Below are 25,628 nucleotides of genomic sequence, written 5' to 3'. Positions count from 1 at the left end.
TATTCACCTCCAGTACGAAGTGGTTACGGGCCGGGCGTGGCCCAAAGGCAACGCAAGGGTTTTCGCGTCACGCATGTCGCAGCGCCGACCAACATCGTTCGATATCGCGGCGCTCGCGGGCGTATCGCAGCCGACAGTGTCGCGCGCCCTGTCGGGTAATCCGTCGGTCAGCGAGGAGACCCGCAAGCGCGTCCTCGCCGCTGCCCGCCAGCTCCACTACACGGTCGACAAGAACGCGTCGGGCCTTCGGCGACAGCATTCGCGGACGCTGGCGCTGCTCTTCTTCGAGGACCCGACCCCCGACGAGAGCCTCATCAACCCGTTCTACCTCGCCATGCTGGGGCCGATGACTCGTGCATGCGCGCGCGCGGGATTCGACTTGTTGATCAGCTTCCAGCAGCTGTCGGGCGACTGGCATGTCGATTACGAAGACAGCCGCAAGGCCGACGGGATCATCCTGCTTGGCTATGGCGACTATACCGTCGCCCGCCCTCGGCTCGAGCAGCTTGTCCGGCAGGGAACGCACTTCGTTCGCTGGGGCGCGCCGGGATCCGGCCAAGTCGGCAACACCATCGGGTCGGATAACGTCCAGGGCGGCGTGCTTGCCGCGCGCCACCTCGTCGAACGCGGCCGTCGCCGCATCGCCTTCCTTGGCGGGGCGTCGGACAATTCGCCGGAATTTCGCGACCGGTATCGCGGCTTTCGCCAGGCGCTCACCGATGCCGGCATGTCCTTTGACGAGGCCCTTCGCATCGACGCCGATCCGACCGAGGAGAGCGGACGGCAGGCGGTCGAGGAACTGATCACCAAGGGCCTGTCCTTCGACGCCATCTTTGCCGCCAGCGACCTTACCGCCATCGGCGCCATGCGCGCGCTTCATGTCGCCGGGCGGACCACTCCGGGCGACGTCGCCGTGGTCGGCTTCGACAACCTCGCCGCCTCGCGCATGGCCGAACCGTCGCTGACCACTATTGCACAGGACACGCGGCTAGCCGGCGAAACGCTGGTGGAAACCTTGATCGCCACCATCGCCGGCCAAGTGGCCCAGGACGTCCTGCTTCCGGTCCAGCTGATCGTCCGCCAGAGCAGCTAGGCGCGCGCTATCCCCGCGTGCATACGAATGCAGCGCGGTTGTGCATCCCGACGCCCTCTGCCAGCTTCCGCGACAACGGGCGACAGACCCGGTCAGGGAGAGCGGCATGGCCAGTACGGCAAAGCCCCGCCAGTCATGGGCGGGTTTGTGGAATATCTCGTTCGGCTTCTTCGGGATTCAGATCGGCTTCGCGCTCCAGAACTCAAACATGAGCCGCATTTTCCAGACGCTCGGCTCGTCGCTCGATGACCTCCCCGCGCTGTGGGTTGCGGCGCCGCTGACCGGCCTGCTGGTCCAGCCGATCATCGGCCATATGAGCGACCGCACCTGGCTCGGCCGTCTTGGCCGCCGCCGCCCCTATTTCCTCGCCGGTGCGATCCTTGCCGCGCTGTCGCTGATCCTGATGCCGCTGTCCGGGGCGCTGCTGATGGCGGCGCTGCTGCTGTGGATGCTCGATGCTAGCCTCAACGTGTCGATGGAGCCGTTTCGCGCCTTCGTCGGCGACATGCTGCCCAAGGACCAGCACACCGCCGGCTATGCCGTGCAGACCGCCTTCATCGGCGCGGGCGCGGTTGTCGGGTCGATCTTTCCCTACCTGCTCGACCATTGGGGCGTCGCCAACGAGGCCGCGCCCGGCCAGATCCCGGACACGGTTCGATACAGCTTCTGGGCCGGCGGCGTCGCCCTGTTCGCGGCGGTCATGTGGACCATCCTGACGACCAGGGAATATTCGCCGGACGAGGTGCGCGCCTTTGCCGACGGCGGCGAAGAGGTCGACGGCGGGCAGACGCTGCGCGCCCTCGCCTCGCGGTCGCTGACCAGCAGCGTCCTGTGGATCGCCGCCGGTGCAGTCGTCGTCGCGGTGACCGAAATCTATGCGCTCGAAAAGGAGGTCTACCTGCTTGGCGGCCTACTGATCGCCTACGGCATCGCCTCGATCGCCGGGATCACCATGGCCAAAGGCGGCCGGTCATCCAACATGCTGTCCAGCATCGTCGGCGACTTTTCCGGCATGCCGCCGCTGATGAAGAAACTGGCGCTGGCGCAGTTCTTCAGCTGGTCCGCGCTGTTCATCATGTGGATCAACACCACGCCGGTCGTCGCCCAATATTTCTTCGGCTCGGCCGACGCCGACAGCGCCGCCTATCAGGACGGTGCCAATTGGGTCGGTGTGCTATTCGCCACCTACAACGGTGTCGCCGCCATCGCCGCGCTGACGCTGCTGCCGTTCCTCGCGCGGCGCATCGGCAAGGTGCGGACCCACATCGCTGGCCTGCTGTGCGGCGCCGCGGGATATGCCAGCTTCTTCCTGTTCAAGGACCCCCAGCACCTGCTGATCGCCGAGATTGGCGTCGGCATCGCCTGGGCGTCGATCCTTGCCATGCCCTACGCCATCCTCGCCTCGAACCTGCCGCAGCAGAAGCTCGGCATCTTCATGGGCCTGTTCAACGTGTTCGTGGTCGTGCCGCAATTGCTGGTCGCGACGGTGATGGGGTCGATCATGAAGGCGCTGTTTCCCGACCAGCCGATCTACACCATGGCCTTTGCAGCCGGCGTGATGGTGCTGGCCGCGCTGGCGATGCTTCGCGTTGAGGAGAAGGCGCAATGATCCGCACCCTGTTGACCGCCGCCGCCGCGCTCGCCGCCGTCCCCGCGACGGCCGCGCCCGCCCCTGCCGGCTATTGGGCGCCCACGCCCTACAGCCAGATCAACAATGCGCCCTGGTCGCACAATGCGATCCTTTACCAGCTCAACACGCGCCAGTTCACCAAGGAAGGCACCTTCCGCGCCGCGCAGGCGCAGCTGCCGCGACTGAAGGCGATGGGCGTCGACATCGTCTGGCTGATGCCGATCCACCCGATCGGCGTGAAAAACCGCAAGGGCACGCTCGGTTCGCCCTATTCGGTGAAGGACTATTACGCGGTGAACCCGGAATTCGGGACTCTCGCCGACTTCAAGGCTTTCGTGAACGCCGCCCACGCGCAGGGCATGCACGTCATCCTCGACCTCGTCGCCAACCATACGGCGTGGGACAATGCGCTCGCGACCAAGCATCCCGACTGGTACGAAAAAGACTGGAAAGGCGACTTCCGCCCGACGCCCTGGTGGGACTGGTCCGATATCATCGACCTGGACTGGTCGAAGACCGGCGTCCGCGAACACGTCGGCGAGGCCATGGAATATTGGGTGCGCGAGGCGGGCGTGGACGGCTACCGCGCCGACGTCGCCGGCTACGTTCCGCTCGATTTCTGGGACAAGGCCCGGGCCCGGCTGGAGAAGATCCGCCCGGTCTTCATGCTCGCCGAATGGAAAACGCCGGAACTGACCCGCCACGCGTTCGATGCGGTCTATGCCTGGGACTGGCATAACAGCGTCAAGGACATCGCCAAGGGCAAGGCCGATGCGACCGCGCTCTACGGCTATTACGCCGAGAACGAGTCCGCCTGGCCGCGTGAAGCGATGCGCATGACCTACCTCGAAAACCACGACAGCAATTCGTGGGAGGGGTCCGTGAAGGAGAATTTCGGACCATCACTGGCGGCGATGACCGCGCTGTCCTTCACCAACGAGGGAATGCCGCTGATCTACAACGGCATGGAGGCGTGCAACACCAAGCGGCTGGAGTTCTTCGAGCGCGACCCAATCGACTGGTCGCAGGGCAAGGCCTGCGCGATGGGGCCGTTGCTTCGCGACCTTGTCACGTTCCGCAAGGCCAACCCCGCCCTTCGCAACGGACAATGGGGCGCGCGGATGGTCAAGCTGGACAATGACCAGCCCAAGCAGTTGTTCAGCTGGGTGCGGACGCAGGGGAAAAACCAGGTCGTCGGGCTTTTCAACCTCAGCGCCAGGCCGGTGACGGCGACACTCACCACGGCACAGGCGGCCGGAACCTATCGCGAATTTCGCGGCGGCAAGCCGGTGATGGTCAAGGCCGGGATGAAGGTCGAGCTTCCCGCTTGGGCTATCGCCTGCTCGCGCGCTAGAATTCCCGGTCGGACTGGACGTAGCCGAACCAGGCGGCGATGGGCTTGCCGGTGGCGTCGGTCGCCGGCTTGAAACTCGCGCGGTCACGAAGCAGCGCGCAGGTCCAGTCGTCGGCGTTCCTGTCGCCGAACGACCGCATGATGTCGCACTGGACCACCCGCCCCTCGGGCGAGATTCGAAGGCGGGTGAAGATGCGCCCGCCGCGCGGCCAGCGCGAGCGGATGGCGGCGGGTAGGCATTTCCGTCGACCTTGCGCAGGATGCTGACTTCGGTCGGCTTGCCTCCACCGCCGCCGCCACCGCTGCCACTACCCGATCCGCCGCTGCCGGTGCCAGTGCCCGTGCCGCCCGCACCGGTGCCGGGGCCGACTACGTCGGACGCGCCCTGGGTCGGATCAACGCCGGTGTTGGGGGTCGGTGACGAGGAAATCGGCGGCTTGGCCGGAACCTCGACGCGCGGCTTGGGCCGCGCTACCGGGTCGCCTTGCTTTCGATATTTTTCGCCGACGCCGCGCCCTCTTCCTTCTTCGGTTTTTCCTTTTCGTCGTTTTGGACAAGGTCGACGACCGGCTCCGGCGGCGGCGGATCGGCGGTGATGTCGAAGATCTCAAGGTCGGGCTGGCGGGGGATGATATCAACGGTTCCCGACAGGTTGAGCAGCGCCAGCGCCAGTCCCGCGTGCACCGCCAGGACCAGTCCGATCGTCACCGCCCGGTCGCGGGAATTAAGGGAATTGCGGTACATCGTTACTCCCCCAACGCGGGCCGTCCGCCCTGGGTTTCGTTCGGCAGCGCCCGGGACAGATTGATGATCGAGTCGGCGCCGGCAGGCATCGACAGGGCGTTTTCACCCCTCGCTATCCCAAGGATATCGTTGTTAATTTCCTGTTTACGTTGACTAACTTGGAGTCTTAAACGAGATTAACCATCTCAATGAAGGTGGGGAATCTCGACATGGAAGCTACCGCATCGAACCAACGTCGTTATCTTGCGTCCGCCGCCATTGTACTGGCCATTGCCGCCGGCGCCTACGCCGTCGGTCGCGTCTATCCTCCGCTTGGTCCGTCGGCGGGCACCATCGCCCCGGCCGACCGCTACGTTTCCTCGCAAGTTGCCGCCGGTGACGTGGCGCTGGGCGATACGTCGATCCCGCAGCTCATGCAGACCGACGCGTTCGAGGTGCTGACCAAGAATCCGGAATTCCGGGCGATGGCCAGCGATCCGGGTTTTGCCGCCCTGTTGAACAACGGTCCGGCGATGGCCGCCGTCGCCGCCAATCCCGGCGCCTTCCAGGCGGTATCGAAAGACCCGCGCGCCTTCGCCGAAATGGCCAAGGTCGCCGCCGTCGCGCAGGCGCAGATGAAGGACATGGCCCCGCGCAACGCGGCGATGTACGCCGCCATCGCCGGCCACGCACAGACGTTCAGCTACATGGCCGACCGGCACCCGCAGGCCTTGTCCCAGATGCTGAGCCGCGCCGCCGACCTTGGCGCCCTGTCCAAGGCGATGGACGCCGACCTGCTCGCCCGCATCATCGCCCGAGGCTCGGGCGACGACCGCTTCGCGGCCTCGCTCCTTGCCGACGCCGGCGCGATCCAACGATTGAAGGCCGACGCCGGCCTGTTCGCGGCGATCGCGGACCATGCCGCCGCCTTCAAGGGCATCGCCGGCAACGTCGGCCTGATGCAGTCGGCGATCAAGCAGGCCGAAGCCATCAGCAAGCTTGGCCTTAATGCTGCGGCCTCGGCGCAACTCGCGTCGCTGATGTCGACCAATGCGGCCACACTCGACGCCTTGTCGCGGGAACCCAAGGCCCTTGCCTCGGTCGCCCAGCACGCCGCGTTCTATCGAGCATTGTCGACCCATGCGGCCGCCGCGCAGGCGATCATGGCCGGTGGCCATTCCGCGCGCTGGGCCAAGGATCCGGCAGGGTTCGCGGCGCAGGCAGCGAACATGCCCGGCATGGCTGGCCGCGCGGCCGACCTCAACGCGCTCGCCAAGGACGCCAGCCTGGCCGCGGCGATCAAGGCGGATGCCGGCGCGCTGCCGTCGATGGCGGCCAACGCCGCGTCGCTCCAGGCAATTGCGACCAACGCCGGCATGTTCCGCCAGGCGATGGATACCGCCGCACTGTCGCGCATGGCCAATACGCCCTCGCTTCGCCAGGTCGGCGCCAAGTCGCTCGATCTTGCCGCGGCGGCAAAGGCAGCCCAGGCTTTCAATAGCGTCGCGGCGGCCGCCAACCTTGCCTCCGCGGGCCAGATGAGTCCGCGCGCGCTGGCGGGCGTCGCGGGCAATGCGCAGGCCTTTTCGCAGATGACCAGCAACCCATCGGCCTTCGCCCGACTGGCACAGGACGGACCGGCGCTGGCCTCTCTGGCGACCAACGCCGGGCGCTAGCCCGGCTGGCCTCGGTCAACGGGGCCATGGCGATGATGGCCAATCCCGGGTTCGCCGCCGCGCTTCAGCGGATGGGCGCCACGGGGCCATCGGACGGTAGTAGCTTGGGGTCGGGCCGCTTTCGGGCGGCCCCGTTTTTTTGGGGGCTCGATGACTCGACCCGTTGCTCGCGGAAGAACCGCGACAGCCTGTGCCTTTGCCATCCTGCTGGCCGGAACGTCGGCGGGCGCGCTCGCCCAGACCCAGCCGACCGCGCCGCCCCCCGACCCGCCCACCACCGTCACCGAACCCGGGCCTGTCCCGCCGCCGGCCAACGACACGCCGCCGACGCCGTCCGAGCCGAAACGGGAACTGCCCGAGCATGTCCCGCCGAACGCATCGGGCATCGACCTGTCGACGCTCGAGACGAGGGACTTCAAGCTTCTCTATTTCGACCCGGTCCAGACCTACCTGACGCCCTACGTCGCGCGGTCGCTGACAAATTCGCTGCGCTGGCACGAGCAGAAGTTCAATTGGAAGCCGTGGGACCCGATGACCGTCCTGCTCAAGGACTTCGGCGATTACGGTAACGCGGGTGCGCGCTCATCCCCCAACAACGCTGTACTGCTCGACGTCGCGCCGCTCAGCCAGACCATGGAGACGTTCAGCCCGGGCGAGCGCTTCTTCACCTTGTCGAACCACGAGCTTGCCCACGTCGCGCAGATGGACGTGTGGAACAGCCGCGACGCCTTCTGGCGGAGGCTGTTCGCTGGCAAGGTGCCCCCGATCCAGGAGCATCCGGAATCGATCCTCTACAACTTCCTCGTCACGCCGCGCGTCAACGCGCCACGCTGGCAGCTTGAGGGCACCGCGGTCTTCTTCGAGACGTGGATGGCCGGCGGGCTCGGCCGCGCGCAGGGCGGCTATGACGAGATGGTGTTTCGCGCGATGGTCCGCGACAACGCCAAATTCTATTCGCCCCTGGGCCTGGAATCCGAAGGCACGTCGATCGACTTCCAGGTCGGGGTCAACGACTATCTCTACGGCAGCCGCTTCGTTTCTTACCTCGTCCTGACCTACGGCCCGGAACGGCTGCTGCAATGGCTTCGCCGCGACGAAGACAGCGCTGGCTTCTACGCCACCCAGTTCAGGCGCGCGTACGGCAAGGGCCTCGACGATGTCTGGGATGACTGGATCGCGTGGGAGCATGCCTTCCAGCGCCGGAACCTGGAGGGCCTCGCCCAATATCCGCTGACCGAGGTGCGCCACATCACGCCGCGCGGCCTTGGGTCCGTGTCGCGCCTTTATTACGACGCGAAAACCGACAGCCTGATCGGGGCATTCAAGTACAGCGGCGTCATCGCCTATGTCGGGTCGGTCTCGGTCGCGACCGGCAAGCTCCGGCATCTGGCAGACCTCAAGGGGTCGATGCTCTACCGGGTCACCAGTCTGGCATTCGATCCCGAGGCGCGGACGGCTTATTACACCGAGGACAACCACGCCTTCCGCGACCTGTTTGCGATCGACGTCGACACCGGCAAGCGGCGCAAGCTGTTGACCGACGCGCGGATCGGCGATCTTGTCCTCAACCCCACCGACAAGTCGCTGTGGGGGATCCGCCACCAGAACGGCTACGCGACCATCGTCCGCCTGCCCGCGCCCTACGCCGGCTTCAACCAGATCCACACCTTCGACTATGGCGAGATTCCATTCGATCTCGATATCTCGCCCGACGGGACGATGGTGTCGGCATCGTTTGGTGAGGTCGACGGCAAGCAATCAGTGCGTGTGTGGCGGCTCGACCAGTTCAAGAATGGAGGTGGTCCCGAAGAGGTCGCGCGGCTGGACATGGCGCCGGCGACACCCGAAGGCTTCGTCTTCGCCCCCGACAGCAAATCGCTGGTTGGTACCAGCTATTATACCGGCGTCTCCAACGTCTTCCGGTTCGACATCGCCAGCGGCAAATATGAGGCACTGACTAACGCCTCGACCGGCTTCTTCCGGCCGATGCCGCGCCCCGACGGATCGTTGTTCGTCCAGGAATACACCGGCCAGGGCCTTAGCCCGTCGATCATCACCCCGCAGCATCGCGAGGACCTGGGCAACGTCGCGTTCCTCGGCAGCGAGGTCATCCGCCGACACCCCGAACTCAAGGACTGGGGGGTCGGCTCCCCCGCCAAGGTTGACCTCGACTCCATCCTCACCGCTCGCGGGAAATATGTGCCGAACCGGGCGATGAAGCTGGCCGGCGCCTATCCGGTCGTCGAAGGCTACCTCAGCAAGCCGACGATCGGTTACTACTTCAACATCGAGGATCCGCTGCAATTCCGGCAGTTGAGCGCGACCTTCAGCGTATCTCCGTTCGGCGGCGGCGGAATCAACGACCGGCTGCACGCCGACATCAAGTACAAGACGCTCGATTGGACGCTGCGCTATTGGCACAACGACGCCGACGTCTACGACCTTGCCGGACCGGTGAAACGCAGCCGCAAGGGCGATGCGGTCATCGTCAGCTACAACAAGACCAGGATCTACGATCCGCCGCGCCAGCTCGACCTGTTCGGAAGCGCCGCCGCCTATTTCGGGCTTGAACAGTTGCCCGCCGCCCAGAACATCCTCAGCCCCAAGAACATCTTCAGCGCGGAAGCCGGGGTGAAATACACCAACACGGTCAAGTCGCTCGGCGGCGTCGATCACGAAAAGGGCGTCGCGGCCCGGTTGGTCGGCGGCGCGGACCGTGCCGAGGGCGAGACTTTCCCGCACGTCTATGCCGGCCTCGACTATGGCGTGCCGCTGCCGATCAACAACAGCTCGGCTTGGATCTACGCCCACGCCGGCGTGGTCGGCGGCGATCGTGCGAGCCCGCTCGGCGCCTTCTATTTCGGGTCGTTCCGCAACAACTATGTCGATGACCGGACCGAAAAGCGCTACCGTGAGTTCGAAAGCTTCCCGGGTTTCGAGATCGACCAGATCGCCGCGCGTCGGTTTGCCAAGCTGACCGGCGAGATCAACCTGCCGCCGCTCCGCTTCGAGGAAGTGGGAACACCCGCTTTCTACCTGTCCTACGCACGCCCTGCCCTGTTCGCTGGCGGCATGCTCAACCGCGCGCCCGACGGCACCCGTTACCGACTGGCCAATGCCGGGGTGCAGGTCGACCTGGCATTCACGGTCGCGCTGCGCCTGCCGATGGTCTTTTCCTTCGGCATCGCGCGCGGGTTCGGCGACAAGGACATCGACGGCCGCACCGAATTCCTTGCCTCGCTCAAGATCATGTAGGGTTGGCGTGATGATCGAGCTTCTCGACTGGACGGTGGCGCTGGTTCCGGTGCTCGCGATGGTTGCCCTGTTCGTCTGGCTCGACGTGTTCAAGCTGATGAGCCTGTCCGAGATTGTGGTCCTGCTGCTCGCCGGCGGCGTCATCGCCCTCATCGCCTATCCGATCAGCGGCCAGTTGATCGACGTCCTGCCGATCGGCTTTTCGGGCTACAGCCGCTTCGTCGCGCCATGGATCGAGGAATCACTGAAGGCGCTGGTCGTCCTGACGCTCTTCTACCTCAACCGCATCGGCTACAAGCTCGATGCGGTCATTTCGGGTTTCTCGATCGGCGCCGGTTTTTCGGTGGTCGAGAATATTCTCTACCTGATGCGCTTCGACGACCTGGCGCCGACGGTGTGGATGGTCCGGGGGCTAGGCACGGCACTGATGCACGGCGTCACCGGCGCGACCATGGCCGCGATCGCCCACGAACTGGCCGAATGCCAGAACCGCAGGGCGGCCGCGCACTATACCTTCAACCCGCTGTGGATCATCCCCGGCCTGCTGGTCGCCGGGCTGGTCCACACCCTGTTCAACCAGTTTCCCGACCAGCCGCTGATCGCGATGATGGGCGCGCTGGTGGCGACCCCGCTGCTGCTGATGGCCATCTTCCACGTCGGCTCGAACGAGGCGCGCGGGTGGCTGATCGAGGAAAGCGCCAACCACCGCGCCGCGCTCGACGCGCTGGAACGCGGTGAGCTGCCCGACGACGCCAGTGGGCGGCAGATCGCCCAGCTGCTGCGCCGATCCACCCCGATCGAAGCCGACCACATCCGCGACTATCTGCTCGCGAGCATGCGTCTGGTGGTGACCGCCGAGGAAAAGCTCCTCGGCCATCCGGTGCCGCCCGATAATGTCCTCCTCGACACGTTCGAGCGAATGGAATCGGCGCAGCGCGCGATCGGCAAGGCCGGATTTGCGGCGTTGGAACCGCTGCTCCCCTACAGCCGCAACGACCTGTGGGAGCTACGGGAGCTTCGCGAGGACTTGCGAAAGCCCGCCTAGCCGCGCATTTGGGCGCCACGACCCAGCCTCCTTGCGCGAAAGGCCTACGCGATCATGAGCGTCAGTGCGGACAACCCCCTTGGACTCGACGGTTTCGAATTCTGCGAGTTCACTTCGCCCGACCCCGAGGCGATGGCGCGGCAGTTCGAACAATTGGGCTTCGTCCCGACCCACCGCCATCCAACCAAGAACATCACCCGCTACAAGCAGGGTCGCATCAACCTGATGCTCAACCGCGACGCCGATGGCCGCGTCGCCGCCTTCCGCAATGCCCATGGCGCATCGGCCAGCGCGATGGCCTTTCGGGTCGATAATCCGAAACAGGCGCTCGACTGGGCGCTGTCGAACGGCGCCGAGCTGACCGACGAAGACGACACCGTCATCAAGGGGATTGGCGGGTCGTACCTCTATTTCATCGACAAGAACGCCGATCTCTACGCTGACTGGGCGGCGTTCGATGGATGGGAAGAGGCCGAGGCCAGGAACAATGTCGGGCTCGAGCTGCTCGACCACCTGACCCACAACGTCCAGCGCGGGCAGATGCGGGTTTGGTCCGACTTCTACAAGACGCTGTTCAACTTCGAGGAACAGAAGTATTTCGACATCAAGGGCCAGGCGACCGGCCTGTTCAGCCAGGCGATGATCGCGCCCGACAAGGCAATCCGCATCCCGCTCAACGAAAGCCAGGACGACAATAGCCAGATCCAGGAGTACCTTCGCGAATATGGCGGCGAGGGCATCCAGCACCTCGCCCTGTCGACCAGCAACATCTACGAAACGGTCGAGAAGCTGCGCGAGCGCGGCGTCCGCCTGCAGGACACGATCGAGACCTATTTCGAACTGATCGACAAGCGCGTCCCCGGCCATGGCGAGGACGTCGAGCGGCTTCGCAAGAACCGGATCCTGATCGATGGCGATGTCGAAAAGGACGGCATCTTGCTGCAGATCTTCACCGAGAACCTGTTCGGACCGATCTTCTTCGAGATCATCCAGCGCAAGGGCAACGAGGGTTTCGGCAACGGCAATTTCCAGGCCCTGTTCGAAAGCATCGAGCTCGACCAGATCCGCCGCGGCGTCATCAAGGTCGACGCGTGAGCGAACGCTACATCCCCGGTTTCGGTACTCATGTCGCGACCGAGGCCGTTTCCGGCGCGCTGCCGCAAGGTCGCAACAGCCCGCAACGGCCGGCCTTCGGCCTGTACGCCGAGCAGTTGAGCGGGACCGCGTTCACCGCGCCGCGGCACGAGAACCGGCGCAGCTGGCTTTATCGGCTGCGCCCAACCGCCGACCATCGCCCGTTCACGCGCTACGAGGGTGCCAAGCTGTTCGCGCCGGGAATTATCGAGGAGCCGGTTGCGCCCAATCGCCTGCGCTGGGATCCGCCGGCCGACTTGCCCACGGACGCTGATTTCATCGAGGGGCTGGTGACGATGCTCGCCAATGGCGACCCTGCCGACCTGGTAGGCGTTGCGGTCCATCTCTATAGCGCTTCGCGGTCGATGGACCGGCGCATTTTCGTCAACGCCGACGGTGAGCTACTGATCATCCCCCAGTCGGGCACGCTGGAGGTCTTCACCGAGCTTGGCCGGCTGACCGTCGCGCCGGGCTGGATCGCGGTCATCCCGCGGGGCGTCCGCTTCCGCGTCGACGTCAGCGAACCGTCGTCCGGCTATGTCGCCGAGAACCATGGCGCACTGTTTCGCCTGCCCGAACTTGGCCCGATCGGCAGCAACGGCCTCGCCAATCCGCGCGATTTCGAAACGCCGGTCGCGGCGTTCGAGGACGTCGATGCGCCCCACGAGGTCGTCCAGAAATATATGGGCAGCCTGTGGACGACGACGCTCGACCATTCGCCGCTCGACGTCGTCGCTTGGCACGGAACGCTGGCGCCCTATCGGTATGAATTGGCGCGGTTCAATACCATCGGCAGCATCAGCTTCGACCATCCCGATCCGTCGATCTTCACCGTCCTGACCTCGCCCAGCGACACCCCCGGCCGCGCCAACGCCGACTTCGTCATCTTCCCGCCGCGCTGGATGGTCGGCGAAGACACCTTCCGCCCGCCGTGGTTCCACCGCAACGTGATGAGCGAGGCGATGGGGCTGATCCATGGCGAATATGACGCCAAGGCCGACGGCTTCCGCCCCGGCGGGCTTTCGCTGCACAACATCATGAGCGGCCATGGCCCCGACGTCGCCAGCTGGAAAAGCGCGAGCGAGGCGGAGCTGAAGCCGGTCAAGATCGACGGGACCATGGCGTTCATGGTCGAAAGCTGCTGGCCCTACGTCCCGACGCGCTTCGCCCTCGACCGAGCCCAGCCCGACTATGACCAGGCGTGGGCCGACTTCCCCAAGGCCAGCCTTCCCAAATGATCGACGAAACTCACGCACTTTCCCGCCAGAGCTGGGTCGCCAGCGCCAACGGCCACCCGCTCTATCCCATCCAGAACCTGCCACTCGGCATCTTTTCGACCGAGACGAAGGACCAGCGCATCGGCGTCGCCATCGGGGAGAAGATCCTCGACCTGCGCGCGCTGGCCGAGGCCGGACTTGTAGACGACCGCTGGCTCGGCGCCCTGTCGCAGCCGACACTCAACGACTGGTTCGCGCATGGGGCAGACGAGGCCCGCGCGCTTCGCCGCCTGCTGTCCGACTTGCTGTCGAGCGAGGCGCAGCGGCCCCAGGTCGAATCGCACCTGGTCGACGCCGTGGACGCCACCATGCACCTGCCGGCGCGGATCGGCGACTACACCGATTTCTACGTCGGCATCCATCACGCCACCAATGTCGGCAAGCAGTTCCGCCCCGACCAGCCGTTGCTGCCGAACTACAAATATGTGCCGATCGGCTACCATGGCCGCGCCAGTTCGGTGCGCGTGTCGGGCGGACCGGTCATTCGGCCGAAAGGTCAGCGCAAGCCGCCGAATGCCGACACGCCGGACTACGGCCCGTCACGCCGGCTCGACTACGAACTGGAGCTCGGCATCTGGATCGGGCGCGGCAACGAACTCGGCCAGCCGATCCCGATCGCCGAGGCGCGCGGCCATATCGCCGGCTATTGCCTGCTCAACGACTGGTCCGCGCGCGACCTGCAGGCGTGGGAATACCAGCCGCTTGGCCCCTTCCTCGCCAAGAATTTCCTGACCAGTGTCAGCCCGTGGGTCGTGACGCCCGACGCGCTAGCCCCCTTCATGCGCGCCATGCCACCGCGGCCCGAAGGTGATCCGGATCCCCTGCCCTACCTCCGGGACCCCGATGCCGGCACTGCCGCGCTCGGCATCCAGATCGAGGCCGTGCTGGTGACGGAGCGGATGCGCCAGCAAGGCTTCCCGCCGCTGGTGCTGTCTGAGGGCGAGGCGGCGGCGGCGATGTACTGGTCGGCGGCGCAAATCGTGACCCATCACGCGTCGAACGGCTGCAACCTCCAGCCTGGCGACCTCATCGGCACCGGCACGCTGTCGACCGCGAGCCCAAGCGGGCTTGGTTCGCTGCTGGAGATTTCGCAAGGCGGGAAGACGCCGATCGCTATCGGGACCGGCGAAACCCGCAGTTTCCTGGAGGACGGCGACGAACTGACCCTCGCGGCGCGATGCGTCGCGCCCGGCGCAGTGCCAATCGGCTTCGGTCACGTTACCGGGCGGGTACTGCCCGTCGTCGATGCCTGACGAACCGAAGTCCGACCTGACCCGCCTGACGGCGACACCGCCCGGGATCACGCTCGGTCCGCTCGACCTCATCCCCAACGGCAGCGCGCGCAATTTCGTGCTTGAGATGAAGGCCGGCCGCTTCCACGGCTTCATCGTCCGGCAGGGTGACGCAGTGTTCGGCTACGTCGACCGCTGTCCGCACATGGGCCTGCCGCTGGCCCAGAAACTTGATGACTATTTGAGCGAGGACGGCTCGCTGATCGCGTGCGACTGGCACGGCGCCCTGTTCGAGATCGACAGCGGCCGGTGCGTCGGCGGGCCCTGCGTCGGCGCACGGCTGCAGGGATGGCCGGTGACCATCGCCGACGGCCGCATCGTTACCGCCTAATCTTTCGTCGGCTTCGGAGTAGCGTCCGGCAACGACCGCAACTCGTCGATCGCCCGCGCGGTGCGCTCGCCCGGATCGGTGGCAATCGTCTCCAGGTTTGCCACCCGCTCCTGCAGCTTGGTCACCAGGTTACGCAGCCGCTCATTCTCGTCGTCGATCGACTGCAGCGTCTTCACCGGCTTGGCGTCGGTATCAACGTAGAATTCGACGAAGCCACATTCGCCGCAACGCTTTGACGTGAGTTCGGCCGACTTGGCACCGATCCCCATGACCGTCTTCCAGAACCCGGGCGTGCCATCCAGCCACTTCACCCGCCCGCCGGTGTCGGGAAGGAACAGGTATCCCTGCGTCATCCGCCCACGGCACTTCGGACATTCAGTCATTCGTCACCTCGTCGATCCGGACCAACTTGCGAGCGAACTGCTGCTGCTTGTCCACGTACAACGCGGCAGAGGCACGCAGCATGTCAATCGTGCCCCCCTCGAGCGTTCGAACCGCTCGCGCCGGTGACCCGACGACCAGGCTGCCGGACGGAAATTCCTTGCCTTCCGTCACCAGCGCGCCGGCGCCGACGATGCAGCCAGCGCCGATCACCGAGCGGTTGAGCAGGATCGCGCCCATGCCGATCAGCGCATCGTCGCCGACGGTGCAGCCGTGGAGGATCGCGTGGTGCCCCACCGTCACGCCCTTGCCGATGGTGAGCGGCGCGTCGGGGTCGCTGTGCAGCATCGCCCCTTCCTGGATGTTCGTGCGCTCGCCGATGATGATCGGCGTGTTGTCGGCCCGGACGACCGCGCCAAACCATATCCCGACCTCACGCCCCAGCCGGGCATCGCCGATCACGTCGGCGCTCGGCGCGACCCAGGCGGAACCATCGTCGGGAAGGGTCGGCCGCGTGCCGTCAATCTCGTAAATCGCCATCCCCGGGACCGTAGCGATCTTAAGCGCGCCTGTCCTCTGCCGAGACGCCGCCGCCGAACGTCATTGCGCGGCAACCGAATTGCTCTACTCATTCGTCGCGGAACAACAGGGGTTTTGCTTTCATGGTTCGGCAGTATGAAATTCGTAAGCGTTCGCTCGTCACCGGCGGCGCTGGTTTCCTCGGCTCCCACTTGTGCGACCGCCTGCTGGCCGACGGCCACGAAGTCATTTGCGTCGACAATTTCTTCACCGGCAGCAAGGCCAACATCGCCCACCTGCTCGACCACCCCCATTTCGAGTTGATCCGCCACGACGTGACGTTCCCGTTGTTCATCGAGGTGGACGAAATCTACAACCTCGCCTGCCCCGCCTCGCCGGTGCACTATCAGCACGACCCGGTGCAGACGACGAAGACGTCGGTGCACGGCGCGATCAACATGCTGGGCCTTGCCAAGCGCCTCGGCGTTCCGATCCTCCAGGCCTCGACCAGCGAGGTTTATGGCGACCCGTCGGTTCATCCGCAGACCGAGGAATATTGGGGCAACGTCAACCCGATCGGCATCCGCAGCTGCTATGACGAGGGCAAGCGTTGCGCCGAAACGCTGTTCTTCGACTACCACCGCCAGCACGGCCTGGGCATCAAGGTCGCGCGGATCTTCAACACCTATGGCCCGCGCATGCACCCCGCGGACGGCCGCGTCGTGTCGAACTTCATCGTCCAGGCGCTCGCCGGAAAGCCGATTACCATCTACGGCGACGGCGAACAGAGCCGCAGCTTCTGCTACGTCGACGACCTGATCGACGGGCTGGTCCGTTTGATGCGTTCCCCGGACGAGGTGACGGGCCCGATCAACATCGGCAATCCCAACGAATTCACGATGAAGGAACTGGCCGAAAAGGTCCTCGAAAAGACCGGCCACAAGTCGACCCTAACGTTTGAGCCCCTGCCCAGCGACGACCCCCGCCAGCGCCAGCCCAACATCACCAAGGCCCGCGACATCCTAGGCTGGGAACCCAAGGTCGAACTGTCCGAAGGACTGGACGCGACGATCGCCTACTTCGCGAAGCCGGCGGGCTAAGAAACGGCGTCGCCTTCGTCGCCAAAGCCGGTTAGGCTCCCCCTATGGACCTGCGCTTCATCGCCCTCGTTCTGGTTGCCAGCGCCACCACGTTCGGCGGTACTTGGTGGTACCTGAACCGGACGCCCGAAACCGAACGGTCACCCACGGCCGACCCGCCCCCTTTGGTAAGCCAATCGGGCGAGGTGCTTGACTTCAAGGATTGCGGAGAGGTCGTCGCAGCCGGAAAGGCACCGCTCCTGGCAGGACGGCCTGGCTATAAGGCGGAGTTTGACCACGACGGCGATGGCATCGCCTGTCCACCGCCGGCCTGATCAACCGACGAGACGAACTTCGGCGCCATTCAGCACCACCTTGCCGGTATCGGACGTACAGCCCCGTGCAATGATGACGCGGCCTTCGAACACGAGCCTCCGGCCCAATAAGCGTGCACATTCAAATGTGCGCGAGCCATCGCCGGCAATCTTGAGAGGGCGGTTGGGAAAGTAGACGATACCGTTGATACGCGACGTCGATGACGCGCCGATCTCGCTTTCCTGATCCTTGTCGTCGCTGCTCGCGCGTCGATCCTGATACATCACCACGCCCGAATAATCGCCGTCGCGCGGCGCCGTAAGATTGATCGTTGCGCCGGCCTCGACCTTGACCCGGCCGACGGAACGATTGTCCTCGCCCGGAATATCGGTCGTCAGGAAAATGGTGCATCCGTCACAATTCACCGAAGCATTGGGCCCAACCAACAGGTTGCCGCGGTTCAGGACGTAATTTCCGGGCTCCAGGTTGACGTTGCCGTTGATGATCAGGTTCCCGTAACATCCCGGCTTGATCGAGACGCCGGAAACATCCGAGTTGTAGGTCGCATTGGGGCACCCGGAGGTCGGGATGTCGGGCATCACAAGCTCTCGCATCGGGTCTTTTTGCCGCAGGGCGAACGGGCGGGCGTTGGAACTGCTCAGTTCGCCGCCGGCAATGCCGCCGAAAGTCAACAAGCGTGCGGCCTTCAGGGTAGCCGTAGGGTCCGCTGTCACGGAATTGGGACCTTCAGCGTTGGAAGCCAGCTGGCATTCGGCTTCGACCGTCGAGTTCACCCGCAGTTCGATCGCCGGCTCCTCTCCGGATCCCAGACCATACACGCAAAAGTCGTTGGTTTCCTTCACGGTCGCGACCGCATCGGCCGTGATCGCGATCGGCTTGCTCAAGAACAGCGATGTGAAGAATAGGCTGCCCGGCTTTTCGATGTGAACACCGACCGCGAAGGGATCGCCGTCGTGGCCGGGCGGCGACATCGTCGCCGATACCAGGGCGTCGTGATCGCTATCGGTGGATTGGGCTGCGGCGTCGGAAACGGCCTCGTCAACATCGGCCCCCTGAACAGCGGCATAGGCACCGGCAATGGCGGCTGCGTCCGCGCTCTGCTGGATTTGACGCTTCGTGACGGTCCACTGATAAACATCGATGGCCAAGCCAAGCGCAGCGACGATCACCGGCAAGGCAACCGCAGTCACAAGCAGCGAGGCGCCGCGGTCGTCGCGCCAAAGGCATCGGCTGACCAGCGGCCAACGAATCCGCGACGTCCTCATCATGCCGCTGATCCTAATGCCGATGAGTCGACATATGGTTGCCCGCGTCATGCTCGGCGCGACGAGTATTGATCTTGGGATGGATCGCAGCCGAAGCCTTCGACCGATCGACGATCGACGGGTTGTTATTCGTCGCCTCGATGTTCGCACGGCGCTCTGCGGCTTCGGCTGCCAGCGTCGCCTCGGACGGTCCCGCGCTCGCCGCGGACGGTGTCTCACGGACGCCGCACGCGGCCAAGGCTAATGCGAGAGCGGCTGCAATGTTCGCCGACCTAAGCAACTGGCACCAGCCTTGGTGAAGCATTGTAACCGAAGTTTTCGTACTGCCGGAGTTGCTTGCCATTGCCAAGGTCGCCGCCCGAGCAGGTCAGCAGCTTGTTGATGCAATTGTCGATCCACATCGAGAGGATGGTATTGTCCCACCCGCCGAACCAATCGGCGTGGAACGTGGAACCGGGCGCCGCCCCCGGAACCATGTCATCCGATGACAGGCGCCACTTATTGGTGTTGGCGTCCACCGTATACCAAACGCCCATCGTAAAAGCCGGGAGTAAATAGGTGTGCGTTGACGGGCACATCCATTTGCCGACGTTATGATTCAGGACCATATAGGCCATGTGATCCCGGTGGTTGGGACTGTCGAGGTTCTTCCCGTCCCAGCACGGGGGCGCCATGATGACGGCGCCCAACCTGTTGCGGACTCCGGTAGGTGTGGGGTCGCTCGGGCAGTTCGCTGCCGCCTCGGTTATCGTCGCATAATGACCCGATTTCGCGGTCGGGCCGTCACAGTCAAAATAGGCCTGACCGGTGGGCGACTGTCCGGAGATCATGTCGAACCCGAATACGTAGCGAAGCCCGTTGGGAATCGAGATGCAGTTGCCTTCTGCCTGCGGATCGCCGCTGCTCAGGGAGCATTTGGGATCGCTTGCGGGGCGGCGCTTGTAGTAGACGGACACCCAGTCCGGGCGAACCGCATTACCAACACCGTCCAACATCGCCGGCATCCAATAGGCGGACCGGTTCAAAGGTGAATTGCACGTGCTTTTGCCCGAGGCGCGGAGCGACGCGTAGGTGGAGTGCGCGTTCGCATCCAGGTTCCCGAAGAATTGATGCAAGTGCGATCGCCCCGGCTGGCCGGGATAAACGATAGGGTCGTCGGCGAGCAGCTGCCCCGCGTTGCAGATGAAGCGGAATGCGCCAACAACGTCGGGGACGCCGGATGCCGCGATCTGCCCCGTGCCCCAGGATGGCACCAGTTCACTATTGACATCAAAGTTCGACGAAATCGAACTCAACTCGGGATACGTCAGATTGGAAGTCGTCGTTGTCGTCGGCGTCGGTGTCGGCGTCGGCGTGGGCGTTGGCGTGGGCGTGGGCGTGGGCGTCGGCGACGTCGTGGTCGTCGTCCTGTTCTTGCCGATCACCTTGCCTTTCGCCAGCCGCGCGAAATAATTCGCGTCGCTACCCGACATTGCACCGACCAGCACGACCGCGCTGATGCTCAGCGCGAGCACCTTGAATGCGCCTTGTTCTCCGATCATGTGTAGACCCTTCAGCTCGTTTCCGGCCGAACCTGCGGTCACAAGCTTAAGATACCACTAACCAAATTAACCTGCTGTTTGGCCGCTCGGCCTTTCCCGCGCTAGTTAACGCGGCCTTATTGCAACGCGGCGTTCGCCAACCCTCCAGCCTGCCAACTTCGCCAGTCAGTCAAACATATGACTCGCAAATTGATCTATGTTGCGTTAATGCTTTTTTAACGCCGAGTCGCAGCGTGGGCTTTGGGGCGGGGCATCATTCTTCGTGGAAGGGAAGTTACATGCGTAGCGCAATGTTCTCGCTCCTGGCAGGGGCAGCGGCCGCGGTCGCACTAGCCAACCCGGCGGTCGCCGCCGTCACCGTGACGAACACTACCGGCACACCGCTGGCGAACCAGATCTATGGTATCGATTCAAACGGCACCACGGTCTATGGTTCGTCACCGAATAATAACGGTATCGCCAACGTGACCTTCACGGCCAACACGACCGTTCATATCGGTGCCGGCTTCGCGCAGATCAACGACGTGACTCCGAACACGCCGGACTTCTACAGCCTCATCATCAACCCCGACCAAGACTTCACCGATTTCAAATGGTCGGTGATGCTCACGGGCGAAGGAACGGTGACGGTCTACTACCTGGCTACCGGTTCGGGTTTGGATGCGAACAACCTTGCCAACTACACCTCGTTGGCGGGCAGCTACGCGGCCGACGGCAGCAACCTCAACAAGTTGCTGTCCGGCGGAACGTTCGATGGCTTCGCGATTGTCACCAACAATCCGATCGCATTCTTTGAAATCAAACAGATGACCTACAATGGCGTCACTGCGCCGCCGGTCCCCGAGCCGGGCACGTGGGCAATGATGCTGCTCGGCTTTGGTGCGATCGGGTACGGCATGCGCCGTCGTCGTTCGAACGGAACTGTGATGCAAATCGCCTAAACGGCAACGTGGACACTATTGGGCGCTGCCGGTCTTCCGGCGGCGCCCTTTTCTTTGCCCGCTAGCAGGCGGACGTGACCGGGGCGCCCGCCGATGCCACACTTGTCGATGGAGCGGCGTTTCCGCCGGTCATGCAACCGACCGGGCCTCCGAGCGAACTCCCACCCTCGATCAGCGTGCCGCGGGACTCGTCGGCGATCAGCGGCGGGGCCTTGGACGTAAAAATGGCATCGCCCCCGGCTGCCGCGAGCGGATCGGGCAACGGCGGCGGTGCGACCGTTTCGACCGCCACGCTGATCGCTTCTGCGGCGACCTCGGCAGCGGTCGGGGATGGCGGCAGCGGCTCTTTGCGAGCGTAGCGCTGGCTGAATGCGTCGGGGCCGCCGAGGACCCCGGCAAGCGATAGAAGATGTGGGCGCCGATCTGCACCTGCTTCCGAAGCGACGCGGCCCAGTAAGGCACGACATAGTCGGCGTGATAATGGGTGGCATGCCCGACTGGCGCGAAAACCGTGCCTTTCACCAGCGCGTCGGCCGCGATCTTGCGCGCCCGATCCCAGCCCGCGCGGCTCGGGATTCGACGCAGCGAACCGTCACAGGTGAAGGTGAACTGGCAGCCCGTGACCCGTTCCGATCCCTGGTAAACGGTGCCGCACACGCTCGACGGGAAGCCTGGATGCCGGACCCGGTTGAGCACGACCTGGGCGACCGCACGCGCACCATCCGCGCTTTCGCTGCCCGCTTCGTAATAGACCGCCTGGGCAAGACACTCGATGGCGCGCGAGACATCTTCCTTGCCCGCCTTGCCGGTCAGGAATTTTGCAGCCGGCGTGTCGCCGCCGCCTTCGAACGGCCGCTCGGCGTTGACCTTGACCGCGTCTTCCGGCGCGATCGGTCGATTGATGTTGGGAAGCGCCAGATCTCCCTTCCCGCCGAACTTGTCGAGCATCACCGTGGTCGTCGACTGGTCGCGTCCAATCCACCCGCCCCTCACCGCATAGGCCAATCCGCCGATCGCCCCGGCGGCGGCCAGCGCCACCAGCCCGACCTCGACGTGACGACGGCTAGGTCGCTTCACCATCATGCTTCAGCCTGTCCATTCGGGCCGCGCCAGTGCCAGGCCAGCGCAAAAATCTTCGGCCCCTCGACCAGATAGCGGCGCCACATCCGCTTCGGCTCGGACAGGAGCCGAAACAGCCATTCGACCCCTGCGCGCCTCATCCAAGCAGGCGCCCGACGCTGGTCGCCGCTCAGGAATTCCAGTGACGCGCCGATGCACAGCGCGGTACCGCAAGCGCCCGGCATGGCCGCGGCGCGCATGGCGACCAGTTCCTGCTGCGGGGAGCCAACCGCCAGGAACGACAACCGGCTTCCCGCCTCGCCAACGAAACGAGCCGCCTCTTCGATCGCGGCGCCATTCTTCGCCAGGCCCATCGGCGGGATATGCTGGACGAAATCAAGTTGCGGGAACTGCGCGCGCAAGGTTTCCAGCAGCCGACGATTCCCACCGACGACGGCAACCTTTCCTTCCAGTCCCGTTTCGGCGCGGAACAATGCAGCCGTGAGATCGCTGCCCGGGACTACCGTCAACTCGACCCCGCGCCAGGCGGCCAAGCGCCGCAAGACACGGCTGTCGCAGACGCAAAGAGCCGCTTCGCGATAGGCCTTGGCGAGCGGTCCCGCCTCCGGTTTGCCCGAATGCAACCGGACAAGATGGTCGACATTGGGCGTCACGACGAACGCGAACGGGTCATCGGCACCCCTGGTCGCGAGCCACCCCAACACCTCGTCCATCGTCATCATGTCGAAGTCGACGTCGAGAAAGCGGTGGCGCCGTCTAATAGGCATAGGAATCAAAGAACACCGCGCGGACGGTGGCGAACATGATCTTGATGTCGAACCACACCGACCAGTTTTCGATATATTCCTTGTCCAGCTTCACGCGCATTTCCGCACGCTCCAGCGTGCGGATCTCGCCGCGAAGGCCGCGCACCTGGGCAAGCCCGGTGATGCCCGGCTTGACCCGGTGCCGGGCCGCGTAGCCGCGCACTGCGTCGACATAATATTGGTCGCCAACCTTCATGTGGGTCGCATGGGGCCGGGGACCGACGATCGACATGTCCCCGCGCATGACATTGAACAGTTGTGGGAGTTCGTCGATGCTCAGTCGACGGATGATCTTCCCAACAGGTGTGATCCGGTCATCGTCGGCGGTGGTCGTCGCAAGCCCCTTGAAGTCACTGCGGTCGGCATACATCGACCGGAACTTGATGACGTTGATCACCTCGTTATTGAAGCCGACACGGGGCTGGACAAAGAAAACCGGCCCGCGGGTGGTCAGGCGGATGGCCAGGGCCGTAATCGCAATGACTGGCAACGCGGCGAGCAGCATGAGCCCACCGAGGACGAGGTCTTCCCCGCGCTTCACGAACTGGTTGATGTCGCGGAACGGCCGTTGCCAAAGGGTCAGGACCGGAATCGTGCCCAGCAGGTTGGCCCGATAATCGGGGTGATAGGCAATCGCCTGCGGCGGAATCAGCGAAATATCGACCGCCACCTGGCTGAGCCCGTCGACGATCGAGCGGAGACGCGCCTTGTCCAGGTCGGGCAGGCTGATGAAGACCTGGTCCACTTCCCCCTTGCGCGCCAATTCAGCGAGTTGCTCATATCCCCCGATCATCCGGAGATTGTCCGGCACCGCATGCTTGGGACGATCGTCGGCGACCCCGACGAACCGGACATGCTCCAGATCCTTTGATTCCATCAGAGCCTGCATCGTGGCGATCGAAATCGGATCGCACCCGTAGAATGCGACGCGCTGTCCGATAACGCCGCGGCGCGCCTGGCTCGCCAGGAACCAGCGGAGGATCGGCCGCGAAACGATGATCGTGGCGATCAGGCTGAAGAGGTACAACACGCTGACGCCGCGCGAATAATCGTCGATAAAGCCGAACTGCCAGACAACGGCAGCCGTCAGGAAGACGCTGACTGCGGCATCGAACACCGCTTCTCCCGAATCCTGCAAGCCGTTCATCAGCGTTTGCCGGTAAGCCTGCTTGGATGAGCGGAGGAGGAGAAAACTGACCGACACCACCACAAGCGCGAAGCGGTGCACGGCCGGGACGACCGGCGTGTCGAAGATCGCGTCATAGAGGAGCAGCGCCATGACGGCGCTAAGGCCAAGGCAGATGACGTCCGCCATCAATATTGCCGGGCCAACGATGTTCGACGTGAACCTGAGGGTCGACGCGACCGACGATTCTGGTGCCGCGAGGCTTGCAGTGTCGACCCGTCGATGTTCGGCCGCCATCAGATTAGGTCCTTCAGGTTTGACGCGCGGCGCCGTTCCGCAAATTCGCTTGCCACACGCTTCCTGCCATCAATGTCACCCGACGCAATGAGAAATTGCTGCAAGGCAACATAAACGTGGCGATCCCCGGGCAGATCATGGAAAGCCTGCCACAGCACCCGCTCCGCCTCCCGGCGATCGCCGGCTGCGGCATAAGTGCGGGACAGAAGCAGGCGATCTTCGGCGGAGTCGGGTACCAGGGTGACGATCTTCTGGGCGTCGTTGATCGCGATCTCGAAATCCTTCCTGCGGACATCAAGGCGCACCGTTGCACGCAAGGCATCCACATTGTCCTGGTCGATGGCGAGTACTTCGTCGATCCAGCGCCGGGCCTCTTCCACCTTGCCCATATCCACCAACGCATGTGCGTAAATGCCGGCATGCTGGACATTTCGCCGATCGGCAGTCGTTCCGACGATCGGAGCCAGGATGGACGCAGCATCCGCTGGAGCCCCAGTCCTGATCAGGAACTGCGCAAACTCCGCTTTTTGGGAAACCGGGGCAGCTTGTGCGAGACGACGCGCTAGCCGGACACGCTCCGCGCCGGACCACTCGTCCTCCCACAGCGTGAGCACTGCACGCACCTGCGCCGCCGGCACTTTTGGCCCCAAAAGCTTGATCGATGCTTCTTGCGCCCATTCAACGTCGCCGGCCCGGAAGGAGGCTTCGACTGCACGAACCCCTTCCTCCGCTGCGTCCGGTCGAAGGGCGTAGACGCGGCGCCGATGTTCCGCGCTTTTCTTCAGATTGTCGGCTTCTTCGTACAGGGCGGCAAGTGCGCGATGCGCCGGGATATCCTCCGACTTCAATGCGACCTGCTTTTCGAGGAGCGCAATGGCCTCTGCCGGCCTTCCGGAACGCTGCAGCACCTGGGATTCGATCAGGCGGGCGTCACTGTTGGTCGGGTCGGCCTTCAGGATCTCGGCCGACTGGGCCGACGCCTCCTCAAGGTTGTTCTGGCGAAGTGCGACCATGGCCTTGGTCAGTCGGACGGCGACGTCCCCTGGCGCCACGAGATCGAGTTGCTCGGCGTAGTCCTCCGCCAGGTCCAACCGGTCGGCGCGAAGCGAAAGCTGCGCGAGGATGCGCAGCAGGTCGGGCGAGCTGCGGTTAAGTTCCAGCGCTCGAGTCAAGGCGAAATAGGCGTCCGGGTAGGCCCCAAGCGCCAATTGGACGCGACCGAGTTCGGCCCAATAATCCGCGACGTCTTCATCGATCGCCGTCAGCCGAAGCAACGCGTCGCGGGCCGCGGCCAAGTCCCCCGAACTGGCCGCAGCCTGATACTCGGCAAACGCTGCCTGGACCTTGGCTTCCTTGCGATCGCATCCCGTGAGCAGGAAGCAAAGTGCGAGCGCGAGCGTGACATTTTTCAAACGGTTGGCGAACATTTTGTACATTTCTGGGATAC

Annotated in this window: 23 protein-coding genes; 13 read left to right on the top strand and 10 right to left on the bottom strand. The window is 64.4% G+C overall.

Features of this window, described 5'->3' with window-relative positions; translation table 11 throughout:
* Positions 1-73 precede the first annotated feature (73 nt).
* The 3 genes from H9L12_RS01560 (at position 74) to H9L12_RS01550 (ending at position 4,150) form a co-directional block, all read left to right on the top strand.
* Positions 74-1,093: a LacI family DNA-binding transcriptional regulator gene (locus H9L12_RS01560; protein WP_187542342.1), complete on the top strand. Its 1,020-nt coding sequence runs from the start codon at positions 74-76 to the stop codon at positions 1,091-1,093.
* Between the two features lie 106 nt (positions 1,094-1,199).
* Entirely contained in the window at positions 1,200-2,702 is a 1,503-nt protein-coding gene (locus H9L12_RS01555) for an MFS transporter (RefSeq protein ID WP_187542341.1), read from the top strand.
* Entirely contained in the window at positions 2,699-4,150 is a 1,452-nt protein-coding gene (locus H9L12_RS01550; protein WP_187542340.1) for an alpha-amylase family glycosyl hydrolase, read from the top strand. The genes H9L12_RS01555 and H9L12_RS01550 overlap by 4 nt, the downstream gene beginning before the upstream one ends.
* Here H9L12_RS01550 and H9L12_RS14330 read toward each other — a convergent pair.
* Entirely contained in the window at positions 4,074-4,235 is a 162-nt protein-coding gene (locus tag H9L12_RS14330; RefSeq protein WP_425506792.1) for a hypothetical protein, read from the bottom strand. The genes H9L12_RS01550 and H9L12_RS14330 overlap by 77 nt on opposite strands.
* 313 nt (positions 4,236-4,548) lie before the next feature.
* Positions 4,549-4,821: a hypothetical protein gene (locus tag H9L12_RS01540; protein ID WP_187542339.1), complete on the bottom strand. Its 273-nt coding sequence runs from the start codon at positions 4,819-4,821 to the stop codon at positions 4,549-4,551.
* A gap of 209 nt (positions 4,822-5,030) precedes the next feature.
* Between H9L12_RS01540 and H9L12_RS01535 the strand changes: the two genes are divergently transcribed.
* The 7 genes from H9L12_RS01535 (at position 5,031) to H9L12_RS01505 (ending at position 14,810) form a co-directional block, all read left to right on the top strand.
* Complete coding sequence (locus H9L12_RS01535) at positions 5,031-6,476, top strand: hypothetical protein (RefSeq protein WP_187542338.1); 1,446 nt, start codon at positions 5,031-5,033, stop codon at positions 6,474-6,476.
* A gap of 150 nt (positions 6,477-6,626) precedes the next feature.
* Complete coding sequence (locus H9L12_RS01530) at positions 6,627-9,731, top strand: TolB family protein (protein ID WP_187542337.1); 3,105 nt, start codon at positions 6,627-6,629, stop codon at positions 9,729-9,731.
* Positions 9,732-9,741: 10 nt separating this feature from the next.
* Complete coding sequence (locus H9L12_RS01525; RefSeq protein ID WP_187542336.1) at positions 9,742-10,776, top strand: PrsW family glutamic-type intramembrane protease; 1,035 nt, start codon at positions 9,742-9,744, stop codon at positions 10,774-10,776.
* Between the two features lie 54 nt (positions 10,777-10,830).
* The gene (gene hppD / locus H9L12_RS01520; protein ID WP_187542335.1) at positions 10,831-11,871 is read left to right on the top strand and encodes a 4-hydroxyphenylpyruvate dioxygenase; all 1,041 of its coding nucleotides are present in this window, start codon (positions 10,831-10,833) and stop codon (positions 11,869-11,871) included.
* A complete protein-coding gene (gene hmgA, locus H9L12_RS01515; protein WP_187542334.1) occupies positions 11,868-13,148 on the top strand; it encodes a homogentisate 1,2-dioxygenase in 1,281 nt (426 codons plus the stop codon). The genes hppD and hmgA overlap by 4 nt, the downstream gene beginning before the upstream one ends.
* Positions 13,145-14,440: a fumarylacetoacetase gene (gene fahA / locus H9L12_RS01510; RefSeq protein ID WP_187542333.1), complete on the top strand. Its 1,296-nt coding sequence runs from the start codon at positions 13,145-13,147 to the stop codon at positions 14,438-14,440. Before hmgA ends, fahA begins: the two co-directional genes overlap by 4 nt.
* Positions 14,433-14,810: a Rieske (2Fe-2S) protein gene (locus tag H9L12_RS01505; protein WP_187542332.1), complete on the top strand. Its 378-nt coding sequence runs from the start codon at positions 14,433-14,435 to the stop codon at positions 14,808-14,810. The genes fahA and H9L12_RS01505 overlap by 8 nt, the downstream gene beginning before the upstream one ends.
* Here H9L12_RS01505 and H9L12_RS01500 read toward each other — a convergent pair.
* The gene (locus H9L12_RS01500) at positions 14,807-15,163 is read right to left on the bottom strand and encodes a hypothetical protein (protein ID WP_187542331.1); all 357 of its coding nucleotides are present in this window, start codon (positions 15,161-15,163) and stop codon (positions 14,807-14,809) included. The two genes, H9L12_RS01505 and H9L12_RS01500, sit on opposite strands and share 4 nt — an antisense overlap.
* Positions 15,164-15,185: 22 nt before the next feature.
* Positions 15,186-15,731, bottom strand: coding sequence for a gamma carbonic anhydrase family protein (locus H9L12_RS01495; RefSeq protein ID WP_187542330.1), 546 nt, complete (start codon positions 15,729-15,731; stop codon positions 15,186-15,188).
* A 122-nt stretch (positions 15,732-15,853) separates the two neighbouring features.
* On the opposite strand from H9L12_RS01495, the gene H9L12_RS01490 reads away from it, so the two are divergent.
* Positions 15,854-16,810 (top strand): UDP-glucuronic acid decarboxylase family protein, encoded by a 957-nt coding sequence (locus H9L12_RS01490; protein WP_187542329.1) that lies wholly within the window; start codon positions 15,854-15,856, stop codon positions 16,808-16,810.
* 44 nt (positions 16,811-16,854) lie between these two features.
* The gene (locus H9L12_RS01485; RefSeq protein ID WP_187542328.1) at positions 16,855-17,124 is read left to right on the top strand and encodes an excalibur calcium-binding domain-containing protein; all 270 of its coding nucleotides are present in this window, start codon (positions 16,855-16,857) and stop codon (positions 17,122-17,124) included.
* On the opposite strand, the gene H9L12_RS01480 is transcribed toward H9L12_RS01485, so the two are convergent.
* Positions 17,125-18,393 (bottom strand): pilus assembly protein TadG-related protein, encoded by a 1,269-nt coding sequence (locus H9L12_RS01480; protein WP_187542327.1) that lies wholly within the window; start codon positions 18,391-18,393, stop codon positions 17,125-17,127.
* A gap of 269 nt (positions 18,394-18,662) precedes the next feature.
* Complete coding sequence (locus H9L12_RS01475) at positions 18,663-19,931, bottom strand: DUF1996 domain-containing protein (protein WP_187542326.1); 1,269 nt, start codon at positions 19,929-19,931, stop codon at positions 18,663-18,665.
* Between the two features lie 278 nt (positions 19,932-20,209).
* Between H9L12_RS01475 and H9L12_RS13285 the strand changes: the two genes are divergently transcribed.
* Complete coding sequence (locus tag H9L12_RS13285; protein ID WP_246450496.1) at positions 20,210-20,872, top strand: PEPxxWA-CTERM sorting domain-containing protein; 663 nt, start codon at positions 20,210-20,212, stop codon at positions 20,870-20,872.
* A 198-nt stretch (positions 20,873-21,070) separates the two neighbouring features.
* Here the strand turns inward: H9L12_RS13285 and H9L12_RS14325 are convergent, their stop codons facing one another.
* Genes H9L12_RS14325 through H9L12_RS01450 form a run of 4 tightly spaced genes read right to left on the bottom strand, consistent with a single transcriptional unit; the run spans position 21,071 to position 25,617 of the window.
* Positions 21,071-21,952: a cell wall hydrolase gene (locus H9L12_RS14325; protein WP_425506791.1), complete on the bottom strand. Its 882-nt coding sequence runs from the start codon at positions 21,950-21,952 to the stop codon at positions 21,071-21,073.
* On the bottom strand, positions 21,952-22,674 hold the full coding sequence (locus H9L12_RS01460; protein WP_246450495.1) for a WecB/TagA/CpsF family glycosyltransferase: 723 nt from the start codon (positions 22,672-22,674) through the stop codon (positions 21,952-21,954). The genes H9L12_RS14325 and H9L12_RS01460 overlap by 1 nt, the downstream gene beginning before the upstream one ends.
* A 34-nt stretch (positions 22,675-22,708) precedes the next feature.
* Complete coding sequence (locus H9L12_RS01455; protein WP_187542323.1) at positions 22,709-24,181, bottom strand: undecaprenyl-phosphate glucose phosphotransferase; 1,473 nt, start codon at positions 24,179-24,181, stop codon at positions 22,709-22,711.
* Entirely contained in the window at positions 24,181-25,617 is a 1,437-nt protein-coding gene (locus tag H9L12_RS01450) for a tetratricopeptide repeat protein (protein WP_187542322.1), read from the bottom strand. The genes H9L12_RS01455 and H9L12_RS01450 overlap by 1 nt, the downstream gene beginning before the upstream one ends.
* Between the last annotated feature and the right edge of the window lie 11 nt (positions 25,618-25,628).

The sequence above is a fragment of the Sphingomonas rhizophila genome (assembly GCF_014396585.1).
Lineage (GTDB): Bacteria > Pseudomonadota > Alphaproteobacteria > Sphingomonadales > Sphingomonadaceae > Sphingomicrobium > Sphingomicrobium rhizophilum.
The sequence above is the reverse complement of the archived record's forward strand: the minus strand, read 5'-3'. Positions and strand labels throughout refer to the sequence as shown.